This window comes from Pseudomonas sp. B21-012 (assembly GCF_024749305.1).
Taxonomy (GTDB): Bacteria; Pseudomonadota; Gammaproteobacteria; order Pseudomonadales; family Pseudomonadaceae; genus Aquipseudomonas.
Map to the genome: position 1 here is coordinate 3,846,560 of NZ_CP087197.1, position 16,360 is coordinate 3,862,919.

Sequence of the window (16,360 nt, forward strand, 5' to 3'; positions counted from 1 at the left end):
GCTCATTGCTCCTGAGCCTCGGCAAACAGCGCTTCGAGCGCCTGGACCTTGTCTTCGCTGACCGCCTCGTCACGGTGCATCTCGATCTGCCGGGCCAGCAGCTCCACGGTTTCGCCCTCGAAGAACACCTTGAGCGGCAAGGTGACATTGAGCCGCGCCTGAACCTGGGAACGAATCCGCGTGGCCAGCAACGAATGCCCGCCCAGGGCAAAGAAGTTGTCGTTGATGCCCACCCGCTCCAGTTGCAAAGCCTCCTGCCAGACCTCGGCCAACAATTGCTCGAGCTCATTGCCCGGCGCGACGTAGGCAACACCGTCCAATGCCCGCGCAGCCAGGGCGGTCCGGTCAAGCTTGCCATTGGGGGTACGGGGCAGGCTTTGCACCGCCTGCAACGTCGAGGGCACCATGTACTCAGGCAACTGCTCTCGCAACAGTCCCAGCAATTGCACGGTCCGCGGCTGCGCATCGGCCATGGCGGCCAACACCACATAAGCCACCAGTTGCTTGCCGGCGACGGTGTCGCGGGCGATGGCCACGGCCTCGCGCACGCCCTCCTGCGAACCCAGCAGAGCCTCGATCTCACCCAGCTCGATGCGGTGGCCACGAATTTTCAATTGATGATCCAGCCGACCGAGGTAATCAACCAGGCCGTCGGCGCGCACACAGGCAAGGTCGCCGGTGCGATAACAGCGCTGGCCCGGCTCGCTGGCGAACGGATCCGGAACGAAGCGGCTGGCCGTCAGTCCGGGCCTGTTGAGATATCCCCGGCTAAGCCCGGCACCGGCAACGTACAACTCACCCTCCTGGGCAACCCCCGCCCAGCGCTGTTGATCATCAAGCACATACAGGCGAGTGCCGGCAATGGGCTCGCCGATGGCGACGCGCAGTTCAGAATCACCGCGATCCTCTGGCGCCACCTGGTAGGCGCAGCACCAGACAGTGCTCTCCGAGGGCCCGTATTCGTTGACCAGCGTTACCCCCGGCAGTGCCTGGCGGTGGCGGCGCAGCAGCTCGGGAGGACAGACCTCGCCGGCAACAATGGCGCAACGCAACGCGGGCGCCGCCTGCAGATGCTCAAGCACCTGGGCGTGCAGCGACGGCAGGGCGAGAAAGTGCGAGATGGCCTGGCGCTCTATCAGTTGGGCAATGGCTTGAGGGTCCTTGTGCGCCTGCTCAAGCGGCAGGCACAGGCTGCCGCCCTGCCCCAGGGACCAGAAAATCCCCGCCACGGAGCTGTCGAACGAGAACGACGAGAGCATCAGGAAGCGTTGCACCGGCTGCTGATAGAACTGCACCCGCGCCTGGGTCGAGGCCAGCGCATTGGCGTGGCTGACCATCACCCCCTTGGGTGTGCCGGTGGAGCCTGAGGTGTAGATCACGTACGCCAGGTCATCCGCCTCGCCGCAACTGGCCAGCGGGCTGTCATCGACCTGATCGAGCGCCTCGTCATCCAGGCTGAGCAGGGTTGTCGTCGCCGGCATGGCGATAGCCGGATCAAGCGCCTGCAAGGCAATCAGGCACTCTACCCCAGCGTCCTCGAGCATGAAGGACAGGCGCTGCGCCGGATACCGCGGGTCCAGCGGCAGGTACGCCGCTCCCGCCTTGAGGATAGCCAGCAACGCCACGACGATCTCCACCGAACGTGCGCCGTAGACGCCAACAATCGCCTCACGGCCGATTCCGCGCTGGTTCAGGACGCGGGCCAGCTGGTTGGCACGGCGCTCAAGCTGGGCATAACTGACCTGCTGCTCGCCGATCTGGATCGCTGTCCGTTCGGGATGCTGCTGCGCGTGGCGCTCGAACAACTGGTGCAACTGGCGGCTGGCGCTCTCGCCCAGCGACTGGCTGCGGTCCAGTGCCTGCTGCAACGGTCGGGCCTGGGCGGCATCCACCAGGGCAACCTTTTGTGCTGCTTGCCGGGGGTCAGCCACGGCTTGAGTGACGAACTCAGCAAACTGAGCCAGCCAGGCGCGCCCCAGTTCGGCCCTGAACGAGCCGGTCGGCGACAGCAGGCGCAACAGCAGATCATCACCGCTGGGAGCTACCTGCAGGTGGAGTTTTTCCAGGCTGGGGCGATCCAGCCGGGCCCCCTCAAGCGGCTGATCAGCCCAGGAAAAACCGAAGTCCAGCCCCGCGCCCTGGCCACCGAGCATGTCCAGTTCGTTGAAGCAGTCCTGCCAGGACTGGCTCAACTGCAGCTGCGCGGCAAAGTGCTCGGCGTAGCCGTCCACGGACAGATCAGCCTGGCGACTGAAGGCAACCGGCAAACGCCAGGCCAGATGCCCCAGGGTAGAGTGCAACTGCTCGTTGCGCCCGCTCATTGCGCAGGCCACCAGCCAATGCTCGCGGCCACTCAGGCGACCGACGAACAGCCCCCAGAGCAACAGCAGTGATGCTGCGTCCGAGTCCAGTCGCCATTGCTGGCGCAGGGTGCGCAGCGCCGGCACAACCGCTGGCAAATGCTGCTCGTGTTGCTGCAATGCCCCCATGAACGGGGTAAGCCGTTCATAAGGCAGACGCGAGTCGACCTGCATGTCGCGGTACAGATTGCGCCAGAACTCGCCCCCCTTGCGGCCGATGTCCTCCTGCGCAAGGCCAGTCTGCCAATCGGCGTAGTCGGCGTATTGCAACCCGTCGAAGGGGGCCAGCGACTGCCCCTGGTAGAGCGCGCGCAATTGCTCCTCCAGCAAGCCCAGGGCAACCTCATCCAGGCTCGCCAGGGGCGCAGCGACTCGTAAGCGGTGTGCATCCTCGCCACTACCCAGGCCCAGCACCAGGCTGTGGTTTGCCAATTGCGCCAGGCACGCTTGACCCGCCTGTTCGAAGGTGCCCGGCGCCACCGACAGCAGGCACAGGCGCGGCTGGGCATGAATCACCTGAACCGGACGTTTCATCCCCGGCATGTTTCGGTACTCGGTGCGCAGGATCTCGTGCCGTTCACTCAGGTCAATCGCCGCCTGCTCGAGCCGCTGGCGATCGATGGGGGCATCGAACGTCATGATCAGCTGGGCGCCGAGGACCGTACCACGGGCTTGCTGGGCATCGAGAATGGACGCTTGCTGGGCGGAAACCTGGAAAACTTCGGAAGGGTCGACTGGAGCGTTCATGGGGAATCCTTAACCAATTGCCACATCGACGCTGTTCAGCGCGATAGCCATTGCAGTGAGTATTTTTCGCGGCCCGGTGTATTCGTTGCGCGCGTGAACCGTAAGAATGTTGTCGAGAATCACCACGTCGCCCTGCTGCCAGGGGAACTCGACCATGACCTCTCGATAGATTTGTTGCAGGTGGGTGATGTAGTGCTCGGGGATTGCCGAGCCGTCACCGAAGAAGGTGTTCTGCGGCAGGTCCATCGGCGCGAACTCGGCCAGCAGGCTGGTGCGGATACTGTCTGGCAGCGTCAGCGCATTGAAAAAGGTCGCGTGATTGAACCAGACCGTCTCGCCCGTACGCGGATGACGGACCATGGCCGGACCCCGCTGGCGCGTGCGCAGCCGGTTACCGGGCTTCCACTGCGGCTCGACGCCGATCTTGCGGCAGTAGGCTTCAACCGCCTCGCGGTCCTCGGTCTGGAACACGGTCTGCCACGGCAAGCCCATGCCATCCCCATAGTTGCGCACATACAGCACGCCTTTGCGGGCAAACGCTTCACGCACCTGAGGATCGATCCGATCGAGAATCAGCCGTGTATCACCCAAGGGCGTCTCGCCCCCGGTCTGTGACGCCAGGTCACAGTAGAAATACAGGTGCAAGGGAAAGACCGGCGAATAGGAGTGCTCGTTGTGCGGGAAGATCTTCTCCACCGCCGGGTAGTCTGTGGAGCTGTAGACATTCAACTTGCGGGTAATCTGGGTACGTGGCGAAGCCCGGAACAGGTACTCGAGCGCGCCGCCGGAGATCACATCGACACAGCGGTTGAAGGTTTCAATGTCCTGTACATCGAAACCACGAAAAAGAATCGCCGCGTGCTTGTCCAGCTGTTGCTCGATCAGTTCGCGGTTTTCGCTGGCCCATTGCACCAGGCCCACGCCGGGTACGGTCGGGCGACACAGCAAGGGCATAGAGCCGCCTTCCAGCAGCGGCGAAAACGCCACCAACTGCTGGGCGCTGGCACCAAGGCTCTTTCTTCTGCCTTTGGCCAGTGCCGGTATGACGTGAGACTGGAAATCCGACATTTAACACCTTCCATTCGCTGATTCGACATTGGCGGCAAAGCCAACCGATAGATCCGTCCGGGCGCTGCTTCAATTCACCTGGTTACTGCCTGCGCGCTGAGGCGAGCGCCGGCGAATCGGGTGCTGCTGCAGCAATTGCGTTCTGCGCGCTAGCGCCTGATCCTTGCCGGACTGCTCCTGCACGGCCCGCGAGGCGTCGAGCAGAGCCTGGAGCGGTTGCTCTGGCGCCTGAATCATCTGTTCGAGTACCAAGGCCGTCTGCGCAAACAGACAGGCCATGTCATTGCTTTCGTACAGCCCGGCAATGCATTTGAAGCCAACCCCGATGGTCGTCGACGAGTTGACGAACTCGGCGATCAGGTCCAGCTCCGCCGCCGCCTGCCCCGCGGCCCAGGGCCTGATCTGCAGCCCATCGATAGCCACCGGCTGCGCCCCTTGTTCCTGGTAGATGAATTTGATCGCGAACAACGGCGACTTGCCTGAACGACGCGGCAACCGCAGCGCCTCCACCAGGCGATCGAACGGCAGGTCCTGATGGTCCGAAGCACCGATGACCGTGGTGCGGCAGGACGCCAGGAAACTGCCGATCGTCTGTTGTTGATCCACCGAGAGTTGCAGTACCAATTGATTGACGAAGAAGCCGACCATTTCTTCAACGCCGGCGTGATTTCGGTTGGCGACATCCGTCCCCAGGCGGACCCGGGCAGCGCCACAGCGCTGGCTGACGACCAGGGCAAAGCCGGCCAGCAGGAGCATGTACAGGGTCAGGCCCTGTGCCTTGGCAAACTGACGCAAGCGCTCGCTCAAGCCCTGCTCAAGGGCAAACTCGTACACCTCGCAGTCTTGCTGCTGATCGACGGATACGCCGCTGCCACTGGCAGGCAGGGTGGTGAAGAAATGCTCGCTGCCCAATTGCTGCTGCCAGTACTGCAACTGCCGGTCATGCTCCCCAGCCGCCAGCCATTGACGCTGCCACACCGCAAAATCGAGGTACTGCAGGCCTGGCGCGCTCAAGCCAGGCGCCACACCGGTGGCAAATGCCTGGTAGAGCGCGCTGAACTCGCGGATCAAAATGGCAAACGACCAGTGGTCGGCGACGATGTGATGCAGCGTCACCAGCAACACGTGGCGCTCTGGCTCGGTGCACAGCAACTGCACCCGCAGCAGCGGCCCACGCTGCAGGTCGAAGGGGCGCAGGGCCTCTTGCTGCACCTGTTGCGCCAGCACCACCTGCCGGTTGGCGCTGTCCAGGGCCTGCAAGTCGACACTCTCGAACGGCACGGGCAAGTGCGCCTGGACCCGCTGCCAGCTTTCGCCCTGATCCTCGAAGAACGTCGTGCGCAGCACCGCGTGGCGCGCAACCAGGGCTTCGAAGGCCAGGCGCACGGCCTCGACCTGCAATGGCCCGAGCAACTCCAGCGCGCGCGGAATGTTGTACATCGAACTTTGCGGTTCAAGTTGCCAGAGGAACCACAAGCGCTGCTGAGCATAAGACAGCGGCTGCGGCTGCGAAGCGTCGACCCCATGCAAGTCCGGCAACACGCGCCGGCTTCCGCTTGCCGGTAACTGCTCGACGAATGCCTGTAGCGACGGGCTGTCAAACAGCGCGCGCAAAGGCAGGTCCAGCTGCAGTTCATGGCGCAGTCGACTGATCACCTGGGTCGCCAGCAATGAATGGCCGCCCAGCTCGAAGAACTGGTCGTCGAGCCCGACCCGCTCAAGCTTGAGGACCTCCTGCCAGACCTGGGCGACCTGCTGCTGCAGCGCGGTGCCGGCGGGCCGATAAGGCTTGCTGGCGACGCTGCTGTCGGCCTGGGCCAGCAAGGCCTTGCGGTCGAGCTTGCCGTTCGGGGTCAAGGGCAGATGGGCAATGACGCTCAGGCGTGTCGGCAGCATGTGCGCCGGCAGGTTCAAAGCCAGGGACTGGCGCAACTCGCTGCACAGTTGCTGGCCCTGCGCCGCGTCCTCGAACAGCTGCCGGTCGGCCCCCACCAGGTAGCCCACCAACTGCTGTACACCTTGCTCTTGCTGGGCCACAACCACCGCATCACGGACCCGCGCATCGGCCAGCAAATGACGCTCGATCTCACCGGTTTCGATACGAAAGCCACGGACCTTGACTTGATGATCGGCGCGCCCGGCATACTCGATCTGCCCATCTGCCGCGTAGCAGCCCAGATCGCCAGTGCGGTACAGGCGCCCGCCAGGTTGCGCGGCGAACGGGTCCGGCACGAAGCGTTCGGCCGTCAACCCGGGCCGCGCATGGTAACCCCGCGCCAGTGAGTCGCCGGCAATGCACAACTCGCCAACCACGCCCGCAGGCAATAGCTGCAGGGCCGGCCCCAAAACCAGCAGCCGGACGTTATCGAGCGGCCGCCCGATCGGCACCATGACCCGTTCCAGCGCCCCGCTGACCATGGCGAAGGTGACCTCGATGGTGGCTTCGGTCGGGCCGTAGAGGTTGACCAGCGTACCCGGCCAGCGCTGCAACAGCTGGTTGGCCAGGGTTGCACTCAAGGCCTCGCCCCCCGCCATCAGATAGCGCAAGCTGGCCATGTTCTGCGCCGTCGCCGCCGGCAGCACCGCCTGCAGCAACGAGGGCGCCGCCTGGACAATGGTGATGCCCAGCGCTTCGACCCGGGCCCAGAGCCTGGACATATCGGCTGACAAGCCCGGCTCGGCAATGACCAGTTGCGCCCCGCAGATCAATGGCAGCCAGCACTCCCAAACCGAAGCGTCGAAGCTCAGGGCGGTCTTTTGCAGAACCCGGTCGGCAGGCTCTAGTTGCAGGGTGCGCTGCATCCAGTGCATGTGATTGGCCAGCGCCCCGTGCCGCACCTGCACGCCTTTCGGGGTGCCGGTGGAGCCTGAGGTGTAGATCATGTAGGCCAGGTTGTCCGGGTGCAGGCAGGTGCTGACATCGGCGATTGGCGGCCCGGCGTAGGCTGCGCTGTCGAGCACCAGGCGGGTAACGCCCGCCGGCACGTCCAGCGCAAGGCCCGGCTGAACCAGCAACAAGCGCGCGGCGCTGTCGTCGAGCATGAAGCGGATGCGCGCCTGCGGATAACCGGGGTCCAGTGGCAGATAGGCGCCACCGGCCTTGAGGATCGCCAGCAAGCCAATGATCATCTCCAGGCTTCGCTCGACAGCAATGGCGACGACCACCTCGGCCCCTACCCCAGTCTCACGCAAACGGACTGCCAACTGGTTGGCTGCGCTGTTCAATTGCTCGTAGCTCAGGCGCTGGCCGGCATACTCGACGGCACAGGCCTGCGGCGTGCGCGCCGCCTGCTGCCGCACCCAGTCATGGATAGCCAACGGCGGCACGTCCACCGGCGGCTCAGGTTGAGCCCGCTGCAACACCGCCTCGCGTTCGGCCTGCGCCAACATCTGCAGTTCGCCCAGCGGCGTCGACAACGCGTGCGGCAATTGCTCGAGCACCGCGCGCAAATGCTCGGCCAGGCCCTGCAGCGCCTGCTCGCCGATGGCGTCGCAGGCATAGTCGTAATCGAGCTGCAGCTCATCGCCCACGCTCACCGCCACCGACAACGCGTAGTGGGTCTGCTCCTGGTTCGCCACCGCACCAAACCGAGGGCCCTGCTGTTGTTGCAACGCCTCGGCCAGCGGGTAGTTCTCGAACACCAGAATATGGTCGAACAACGCATGGGCCTGATGCCCCGCCCAGCGCTGGATTTCGAACAGCGGGGTTTGCTCGTGCTCGCGCACCGCAAGGTTGAGCGCCTGTACCTGCTCCAGCCACTGCGCCACGGTCTGCTCGGGCCGCGGGCTGGCAATGATCGGCAGGGTGTTGATGAACAGGCCAATCTGCTGCTCGATCCCCGGCAGCGGCAGGCTGCGCCCGGCCACCGTGGTGCCCACCACCACGCTGCGGCGCCCGCTATAGTGCTGCAACAGCAACAACCAGGCCGCCTGCACCAGGGTATTAAGGGTGATTTTCTGCTGACGGGCGAAGGCACTTAGCTGCGCGGTGTGCTGCGCGTCGAAGCGCTGGACCAGGCTTGCACGCAGGCCCTGGGCCTGTGCCCGGCCCGCTTCGGGCAGGTAGCGCGCCAGGTGCAGCGGCTCGTCCAGCGCCTGCAGCTGCGCAGTCCAGAACTGCTGGGCTGCCCGTCCATCAAGACCCTGCAAATGCTCGATGTAGTCGCGGTAGCGGCTTGCCGGCAAGGCGCCAGGCTGGTCGTTGTAACGCGCCAGCACTTCGCCGAGCAGCCTGGCATTACTCCAGCCATCCATCAGGATATGGTGGTGGGTGTAGATCAAGTGATGCCGCTGCTCACCGGTGCGCACCAGATCGAAGTTCAACAAGCCCGCGACCTGCAGGTCGAAGCCGTGTTGACGCCGGCTCAGGGCCAGGGCCTCGAGCCTGGACGCCAGCCCGGCATCGCCGCGCCAGTCATGCTCGCGCAGATCAAGCCGGACCTGCTTGCAGACAAACTGCAGCGGCTGTGCCAGGCCGCCGTCCCAGATAAAACCACTGCGCAGAATATCGTGGGCCTGCACCGTCGCCTCCCACGCCTGGCGAAAGCGTTCCGGCTCCAGGCCGTCGACGTCAACCCGTAACTGGTTGACGTACTCGGCGCCGTTGTTGCTGTACAGGGCATGAAACAGCATGCCCTGCTGCATGGGCGACAGCGGGTAAAGCTCATCGACCTGGCCGAGCAGCGGCGCAAGCTGATCGAGTTGCGCCTGCCCAAGCCTGGCCAGGGGGAAATCCGACGGTGTCGCCTGCGCGCCTGGCAGCTGGCAGCAATGCCCGATCAAGCCTTGCAGCTCATCGAGGTAGGCATCGGCCAAGGCCTGGACGGTACTTGCCTGGAACATGGCTTGACTGAACGTCAGGCGCAGGCCCAGTTGCCCTTCATAGACTTGCCCCTCGATACTCAGCCAGTTGGCCAATGGCGCATCGCTGGCCTGCCCGGCGCCACCCGGCTCACTGGCCGGATACAGCAAGGCGCGCTCGTCGAACTGACTGTCAAAACGCCCCAGGTAGTTGAAGGTGATCCGCGGTGCAAGCGCATCGCCGCCCAGGCTTGCGCGCTGCTGCGCGCTCCCCAGGTAACGCAGCACGCCAAAGCCCAGGCCTCGATCAGGCACCGCCCGCAACTGCTCCTTGATCGATTTGATCGAAGCCCCAAGATCCTCCTCGGGCACCAGCCGAAGCGGGAAAATACTGGTGAACCAACCCACGGTACGGGTCAGGTCCAGGTGTTCGAACAGATCTTCGCGGCCATGGCCCTCCAACTGCAGCAACGCACTGTCATGCCCCGTCCAGCGACACACCGCCCGCGCCAGGGCGGTCAGCAGCAGATCATTGACCTGGGTGCGGTAAGCGCCCACCGCGTCCTGCAACAATTGCCGGGTGTGCTGCACATCGAGGCGGATTTCAATGCTTGCCGCGTCGCGGTTGTACAGCGTGCCCTGGCGGTTGTCACAGGGCAGGTCCACAGCGTGCTCAAGCTGCGCTTGCCAATATGGCAGTTGCTCGCCGGCACGCTCGAGGTAATCCTGCAGCTGCACAGACCAGGCCTGATAGGCACTGGTCTTGGCGGGCAGTTGAACAGCTTGCCCGGCCTGCAACCGGGTATAGGCCGACTGCAGGTCTTCGAGCAGGATCCGCCAGGAAACCCCGTCGACCAGCAAGTGATGAACCACCAGCAACAGGCGTTGACTGCCATCGCCCATGTGCACCAACAGGGCCCGCAGCAATGGCCCCTGCTGCAGATCGAGGCTGCGCTGGGCGGCTTCGCACAGTTCAAGTAGCTGGGTCGGCGTATCGGCCTGACGCTGCCACAACTCAAGGGCCGCTGGCGGGGCCTGGTGAAACTGGCGCCAGCTCGCGCCCAGCGGCTCAAAGCGCAAGCGCAGGGCATCATGGTGATCGACCAGCGCCTTGAGCGCCGCTTCCAGCAACGCAGGCTCCAGCGTTTGCCGCGCATTGAGCAGCAATGACTGGTTCCAGTGCGCCGGTTGCGTCAGTGACAGCTCAAAAAAGCCCTGTTGCACCGGGGTCAAGGCTACATCGCCATGCACCGGCCCCTGCTCGATTTCGCGCACCGTACCGGCTTGCGCCGCCTGCGCCAGGCTGCGCAACGTCTGGTACTGGAACAGATCGCGCGGCGCCAGCAGCAGGCCGGCCTGGCGCGCGCGGCTGACCACCTGGATGGCAATGATCGAGTCACCGCCCAGCTCAAAAAAGTTGTCATCCAGACCAATGCGCTCATGCCCCAGCAGGGTCTGCCAGATCTGCGCCAGGGCGCGTTCACGTTCACTGCCCGGGGCCTGGTAGGCGCCTTTGGGGGCAGCCTGGGGCGCAGGCAACGCCTTGCGGTCGAGCTTGCCGTTGGGTGTCAGCGGCAACGCCGGCAAGACCATCAGGTGATTGGGCAGCATGAATTCGGGCAGGCTCTGCAGCAGCCAGGCCTTGAGCCGGGCTTGCCAGTCGTCTGGCGCCTCACCTTCAAACACCAGGTACGCCACCAGTTGCTTGCCCTCCGGGGCCAGCAGCACGGCCTCGCGCACCAGAGCATGCTGAACCAGGCGCGCCTCGATTTCGCCCAGTTCAATGCGCAGGCCGCGGATCTTGACCTGATGATCAAAGCGCCCCAGGTACTCGATAACCCCGTCGACCCGCTGTCGCACACGGTCGCCAGTGCGGTACAAGCGCTCGCCACAGCCAAACGGGTCAACCACAAAGCGCTCGGCGGTCAACCCCGGGCGGCGGTGATAACCGCGGGCCAGGCCTTGCCCCCCGAGGTACAGCTCACCCGCAACACCGGGCGGTACGGGCGCGAGGCTAGCATCCAGCACCAGGGTACGCAGGTTGGCGATCGGCACCCCGATCGGCACGCTGTCGCGGCCCTCGTCCACACAGCTCCAGTGGGTAACATCGATGGCCGCTTCGGTAGGACCGTAGAGGTTGTAAAGCCCGGCCTGCGGCAACTTGGCAAACACCTGTTGCTGGGCATCCACCGGCAGCGCCTCGCCACTGCAGACGATACGCTTGAGGCTGCGACAACCCTCGACACCCGGCTCATGAATAAATGCCTGGAGCATCGACGGAACAAAATGCAGGGTGGTGACCTGATAACGCTCGATCGTGGCAATCAGCCGCGCAGGCTCGCGGTGCTCGCCCGGCGCGGCCACCGCCAGGCGGGCACCGCTAAGCAGCGGCCAGAAGAACTCCCAGACCGACACGTCAAAGCTGAACGGGGTTTTTTGCAGTACCGTGTCGCCGGCCTCCAGGCCATAAGCCTGTTGCATCCAGCACAGCCGGTTGACCAGCGCCGCGTGGCTGTTACCGGCGCCTTTGGGGCGGCCGGTGGAGCCCGAGGTGTAAATCACATAGGCCAGCTGCAGCGGGTCGACGACGATGTTCGGGTTGCTCGTGGCGTAGCCACCCAGCCAGGCACCGGCCTGGTCCAGCACCATCACCTGCACCGCCTGCAGCGGCAAGCGCTCGGTCAGCGACGCCTGGGTCAGTACCAGGCGCACGCCGCTGTCCTCGATCATGTAGGCCAGCCGCTCGGCCGGGTAGTCGGGGTCGAACGGCACGTAGGCGGCGCCGGCCTTGAGGATCGCCAGCAGGCCGACAACCATCTGCAGCGAACGCTCGACAGCAATGCCGACCAGGCTGTCGGCACCGATGCCGGCTTCGATCAGGCAATGGGCAAGCTGGTTGGCGCGGGCGTTGAGCTCGGCATAGCTGAGCGTTTGATCGGCAAACAGCAACGCCGTGGCATGGGGGCTGCGCTCGACCTGGGCTTCGATCAGCCGGTGCAGCGGTTGCTGCAGTGGATAATCAACGGATGTCGCGTTCCAGTCGACGACAATACGCTGCAACTCTTGAACATCAAGCATGCGCAACTGCTCGACAGGCGCGTGCGGTGCGGCCAGCATCGAACCCAGCAGGTTCTGCCAATGCCGGCCCATGCGCTCGATGGTTGGCGCCTCGAACAGGTCGCTGGCGTAGGTGATTACAGCCTGCAGACGCCCGCCCTGCTCAAAGGTATCCAGGCTCAGGTCAAACTGGGTGGTGCGGCTTTGCCAGTCGACCTGGCTCATCTGCAGCCCGCCCGCCAGGTGCAGCGTGGTGACGTCGGCGACCTGCGGCTGATGGTTGTACATCACCTGGAACAACGGCGTGTGGCTGAGGCTGCGCTCAAGGGCAAAGGCCTCCAGCAGTTGCTCGAACGGCAGGTCCTGGTGCGACTGGGCCCCCAACACCGTGTCCTTGACCGCCGCCAGCAGTTGGCTGACGGTCGTCTGCCCGTCGAGCCGGGTACGCAGTACCTGGGTGTTGACGAAGCAGCCGATCAGGCCTTCGATCTCACTGCGGTTGCGGTTGGCAATCGGCACGCCAACGCGCAGGTCACCTTGACCGGTGTAGCGGTACAGGAGAATGTTGAACGCCCCGAGCAGCAGCATGAACAGGGTCACGCCCTGGCTGCGGGCAAACGCGCCCAGGGCCTCGGCCAGTTGCGGGTCCAGGCTCAAGCGCTGGCGTGCACCGCGATAGCTGGGCAACGCCGGGCGCGAATGATCCAGCGCCAGTTCCAGCGGCGGGTGCTCCTCGCCCAACTGCGCGCGCCAGTAGTCGAGCTGACGCTGCTTCTCGCCCGCTTCCAGCCAGCAGCGCTGCCACAGGGCGTAATCGCTGTACTGGATGGGTAGCGCGGCCAGGGCCGGCACCTGCTTGCCCAGGTGCGCGGCGTACAACTGGCTGAACTCTTCAATCAGGACGTTCATCGACCAACCGTCGGAAACGATATGGTGCAAAGTCATCAACAGCACGTGCTCATCGGCCTTGAGCTTGAGCAGCAGCACCCGCAGCAACGGCCCCCGGGCCAGGTCGAAGGGCTGCAGCGACTGTTGCTCGGCCAGGGTCCGCACGCGCTGTTCACGTTCGGCGGCATCCAGCACACCGAGGTCCAGGTGCTCGACCTGCGGCCATTGCGCAGCCGGCATCAGCGCCAGGCGTTCATCGGCTTGCTGAACAAACACGCTGCGCAGGGTTTCGTGGCGCTGTACCAGGCTGGCAAACGCCTGTTCCAGCGCCTCGACATCCAGGTTGCCCTGCAGGCGCACAGCGCTGGGCAGGTTGTAGGCCGCGCTGCCAGGCTCCAGTTGCCACAACAGCCACATGCGCTGCTGGGCATAGGACAAGCCGCCCTGCCCGGCCACCGGCACCTGGGCCGGGATCGGGAACTGGGCAAAGTCGACCCCTTCGCGGGCCAGCCCCTGAAGAAAGATGCGGCGCTTTTCCAACGGCAACTCTATGAATCGGCGGGCAAGCTTGCGGGCATCTTCGGCATTCATCGACTTTCATCCATCCAGGGGAACAACGAGCCTGCAGGCCCGGTAATTCAAGAAAAACGGATGACCGCGAATGAAAATTAAGCGCATCGGGCTGATGACCCAGGAGCTTTGAAACATTTGCTTTCAACTAACCCTGCGGGTTTTACGATTCTCGTTCGTCTTATCTATTGCAGTCCCAAGGCTGAGCATTGGCTCGACCTCAATTTCTCTGAAAAGACACCTGCAATGTCCCAGAAAGCGAAAAAGTCCAAATCCAGGCTGTGGTTCCTGGTCCATAGCTGGCTCGCCCTGCCGATCTGGTTTTTCGTCCTGATCGTCTGCGTCACCGGCACCCTGGCGGTGGTCAGCCAGGAGATCGTCTGGCTGGCCAACCCCGATGTGCGCGCCAGCAAGCCCGACGGCGACGCCGAGCGGCTGAGCTTCCAGCAGGTGCTCGATGCCCTGCACAAGGCCGAGCCGGACATGGCCGTGCGCTTTATCAGCCAGCCGGACGGTTCGCACTTTGCCCTGACCGCGGCGGTCACCTTCCCCGACGGCAGCGCCCCGACCCTGTACGTCAACCCCTATACCGGGGCGATCCAGGGCAAGAGCCCGGCGTTCAACTTCGAGGGTTTCACCCGTGCCCTGCACGGCTGGTGGCTGGTGCCGTTCACCAATGGCTACAGCTGGGGCTGGTATCTGGTGTCGCTGCTCGGCCTGCCGATGCTGGCCTCGCTGGTTACCGGGCTGGTGGTCTATAAACGCTTCTGGAAGGGATTCTTTAAGCCGACGTTGCGCTTTAACCATGGCGCGCGGATCTTCTGGGGCGACTTCCACCGCCTCAGCGGCATCTGGTCGATCTGGTTCATTGCGGTGATTTCCATCACCGGCACCTGGTTCCTGATCCAGGCGATCCTCGGTGACAACCACATCACCATTTCCACCGAACCGGTGGTGCCGGTGATTGCCCGCGAAGACGTGCCGCGCACCGAATCCGGCGCACCGGCACCGCGCATCAGCCTGGATGACGCCACGCGCATCGCCAAAGAGCAGATCCCCGGCCTTGATGTGAGCTTCGTGTCGCTGCCCGGCAACGCCTACGCCCACGTCTACCTGGGCGGGCGCGGCTGGTACCCGCTGATGTTCCAGACCGTCAACGTCAACCCGTACAACAGCAAGATCGAGGCGCAGTTCCTGATCAACGACCGCTCGACCCTGGAGTTCGTCACCGAATCCATGCGCCCGCTGCACACCGGTGACTTCGGCGGCCTGGCGATCAAGCTGATCTGGGCGTTCTTCGGCCTGGTGCTGTCGATGATGGTCCTGAGCGGCCTGCTGATCTGGACCAAGCGCACCGCCCAGGCCACCGCTGCCGCCCTCAAGCGCGAGCAACGGCCGCGCAAGCAAACCGCCAGTGCTACCGACACCGCCACGGAGGCCAGCCTATGAGCAAGGCAGCAGTTGCGCCGCAAAGCCCGTTGAGCCGCTTCTGGCACAAGTGGCGCTTTCACCTGAACATCCTGTTGTTGCTGATCCCGCTCGGCTTCATGCCCAAGTACTTTGCCGATGCCGCGCTGTTTCGCGGTGACAGCGGCCTGGGCGAGCGCGAGCTGGGCGAGATCAAGGTCGGGCCGTGGAGCGTGCAGCTGGCCGAACTGCGCGATGAAGCACCGCGCGCCGATGGCCCTGCCGGTCACTTCAAGGCCTTCAACATTGCTCTGTGCCAGGCCTGCATTGCCGAGGTCAAGGCGGCTTACCTGCGCATCGGCAAGCCGCGCAGCCTGCGCGCCGCCGGGACGATTTTCTTCGGCACCCCGTACCGCATGAGCACCAGCCTGCCAGTGCCGGCCAAGACCCGCGCCGATGCCGAGATCTGGATCACCCTCGAAGGCTGGGACGGCAGCATGCAGCAGGCTGCCGTGCCGCTGAGCAAGGCCTCGCCGGCCACCGTCGCCTGGCTGAACAAACAAGGAGGCAAATGATGAAGTCCCGCAAACTGCTCCTGCCGTTGCTGCTGCTCGGCGTTGCCGGCCAGGCCCTGGCCCACAACCCGATGTGCGAATGCAAGCCGATCGATGGCGAGCAGATCGAATGCACTGGCGGCTTTTCCGACGGTAGCGGCGCGCCCGGGGTAACCCTCGACGTGATCGGCTACAACGAAGAGATCCTGGTGCCGGGCAAGCTGGGGGAAAACTCCAAACTGACCTTCAAGCGCCCTGAAGGCGAGTTCTATGTGCTGTTCGACGCCGGCCCCGGCCACGTGGTGGAAATCGACTACGCAGATATCGAGCAATGAGTCGCGTGCAGGTGGTGCGCCCGGCCGGCGCCGGGCATGAAACCCTGTACGTGCTGCTGGTCAGCTTGTTGATCCTGGCGGTGGCCGCCGGCATCGTCGCCCTGCGCGGCGAGCGCCATGACGAGGTCAGCATCGAGGCCCACCAACTGGATGCCCGCCGCGACCTGACTGCCGCTGAGCAAGGCGTGTATGCCGACCTGCGGGTGGCCTTCGACGAGATCCAGGCACGCCGCGAAGAAGCCCCACAGTTGCTGGCCGTCGAAGACCTGGCCGACGAAGGCTTCCCGCCCTTCGTCGCCGATGCCAGCGCCGCCAGCCGCGGTCAGCACCACTGGCAACTGCTGCAGGAACGCGCCTACCTGGGCCTGAGCCAGGCCAGCACGGTGGCCGGCAGCTTCCTCTTGCTGGTGCCCGAAGCCGTGGACGGCACAGCCGACGTCTGGCTGCAGCGCAGCCCTTCCGCCAGCGCCCCTGCCGACTTCAGCCAGGCCGCGCTGATCGCCGCCGGCTGGCAACAGATCGCCGCCCACTACGACGCCGGCGTCACCCGCCAGCATCGTCACTGACACAAGGA

Annotated in this window: 7 protein-coding genes; 4 read left to right on the forward strand and 3 right to left on the reverse strand. The window is 64.6% G+C overall.

The window, feature by feature from the left end; all coding sequences use genetic code 11:
- Positions 1-2: 2 nt before the first annotated feature.
- The 3 genes from LOY37_RS17415 to LOY37_RS17425 form a co-directional block, all read right to left on the reverse strand.
- Complete coding sequence (locus tag LOY37_RS17415; RefSeq protein WP_258715389.1) at positions 3-3,107, reverse strand: amino acid adenylation domain-containing protein; 3,105 nt, start codon at positions 3,105-3,107, stop codon at positions 3-5.
- A gap of 9 nt (positions 3,108-3,116) precedes the next feature.
- A complete protein-coding gene (locus tag LOY37_RS17420; RefSeq protein WP_045194609.1) occupies positions 3,117-4,175 on the reverse strand; it encodes a TauD/TfdA family dioxygenase in 1,059 nt (352 codons plus the stop codon).
- Positions 4,176-4,244: 69 nt separating this feature from the next.
- On the reverse strand, positions 4,245-13,511 hold the full coding sequence (locus LOY37_RS17425) for a non-ribosomal peptide synthetase (protein ID WP_258715390.1): 9,267 nt from the start codon (positions 13,509-13,511) through the stop codon (positions 4,245-4,247).
- A 225-nt stretch (positions 13,512-13,736) separates the two neighbouring features.
- On the opposite strand from LOY37_RS17425, the gene LOY37_RS17430 reads away from it, so the two are divergent.
- The 4 genes from LOY37_RS17430 to LOY37_RS17445 are packed head-to-tail and all read left to right on the forward strand — an operon-like array spanning position 13,737 to position 16,352.
- Positions 13,737-14,939, forward strand: coding sequence for a PepSY domain-containing protein (locus LOY37_RS17430; protein ID WP_045194614.1), 1,203 nt, complete (start codon positions 13,737-13,739; stop codon positions 14,937-14,939).
- Positions 14,936-15,472, forward strand: coding sequence for a thiamine pyrophosphate-binding protein (locus tag LOY37_RS17435; RefSeq protein WP_258715391.1), 537 nt, complete (start codon positions 14,936-14,938; stop codon positions 15,470-15,472). Before LOY37_RS17430 ends, LOY37_RS17435 begins: the two co-directional genes overlap by 4 nt.
- Entirely contained in the window at positions 15,469-15,786 is a 318-nt protein-coding gene (locus LOY37_RS17440; RefSeq protein ID WP_408980666.1) for a hypothetical protein, read from the forward strand. The genes LOY37_RS17435 and LOY37_RS17440 overlap by 4 nt, the downstream gene beginning before the upstream one ends.
- Positions 15,783-16,352, forward strand: a complete 570-nt coding sequence (locus LOY37_RS17445) for a DUF6162 family protein (RefSeq protein ID WP_258715393.1) — start codon at positions 15,783-15,785, stop codon at positions 16,350-16,352. Before LOY37_RS17440 ends, LOY37_RS17445 begins: the two co-directional genes overlap by 4 nt.
- Positions 16,353-16,360: the final 8 nt, after the last annotated feature.

Excerpts from the sequence above, each read along its gene's own strand:
- LOY37_RS17415 (WP_258715389.1), bottom strand. The coding sequence starts at position 3,107 with ATGAACGCTCCAGTCGACCCTTCCGAAGTTTTCCAGGTTTCCGCCCAG.
- LOY37_RS17435 (WP_258715391.1), top strand. The coding sequence starts at position 14,936 with ATGAGCAAGGCAGCAGTTGCGCCGCAAAGCCCGTTGAGCCGCTTCTGG.
- LOY37_RS17425 (WP_258715390.1), bottom strand. The coding sequence starts at position 13,511 with ATGAATGCCGAAGATGCCCGCAAGCTTGCCCGCCGATTCATAGAGTTG.
- LOY37_RS17440 (WP_408980666.1), top strand. The coding sequence starts at position 15,469 with ATGATGAAGTCCCGCAAACTGCTCCTGCCGTTGCTGCTGCTCGGCGTT.
- LOY37_RS17430 (WP_045194614.1), top strand. The coding sequence starts at position 13,737 with ATGTCCCAGAAAGCGAAAAAGTCCAAATCCAGGCTGTGGTTCCTGGTC.
- LOY37_RS17445 (WP_258715393.1), top strand. The coding sequence starts at position 15,783 with ATGAGTCGCGTGCAGGTGGTGCGCCCGGCCGGCGCCGGGCATGAAACC.
- LOY37_RS17420 (WP_045194609.1), bottom strand. The coding sequence starts at position 4,175 with ATGTCGGATTTCCAGTCTCACGTCATACCGGCACTGGCCAAAGGCAGA.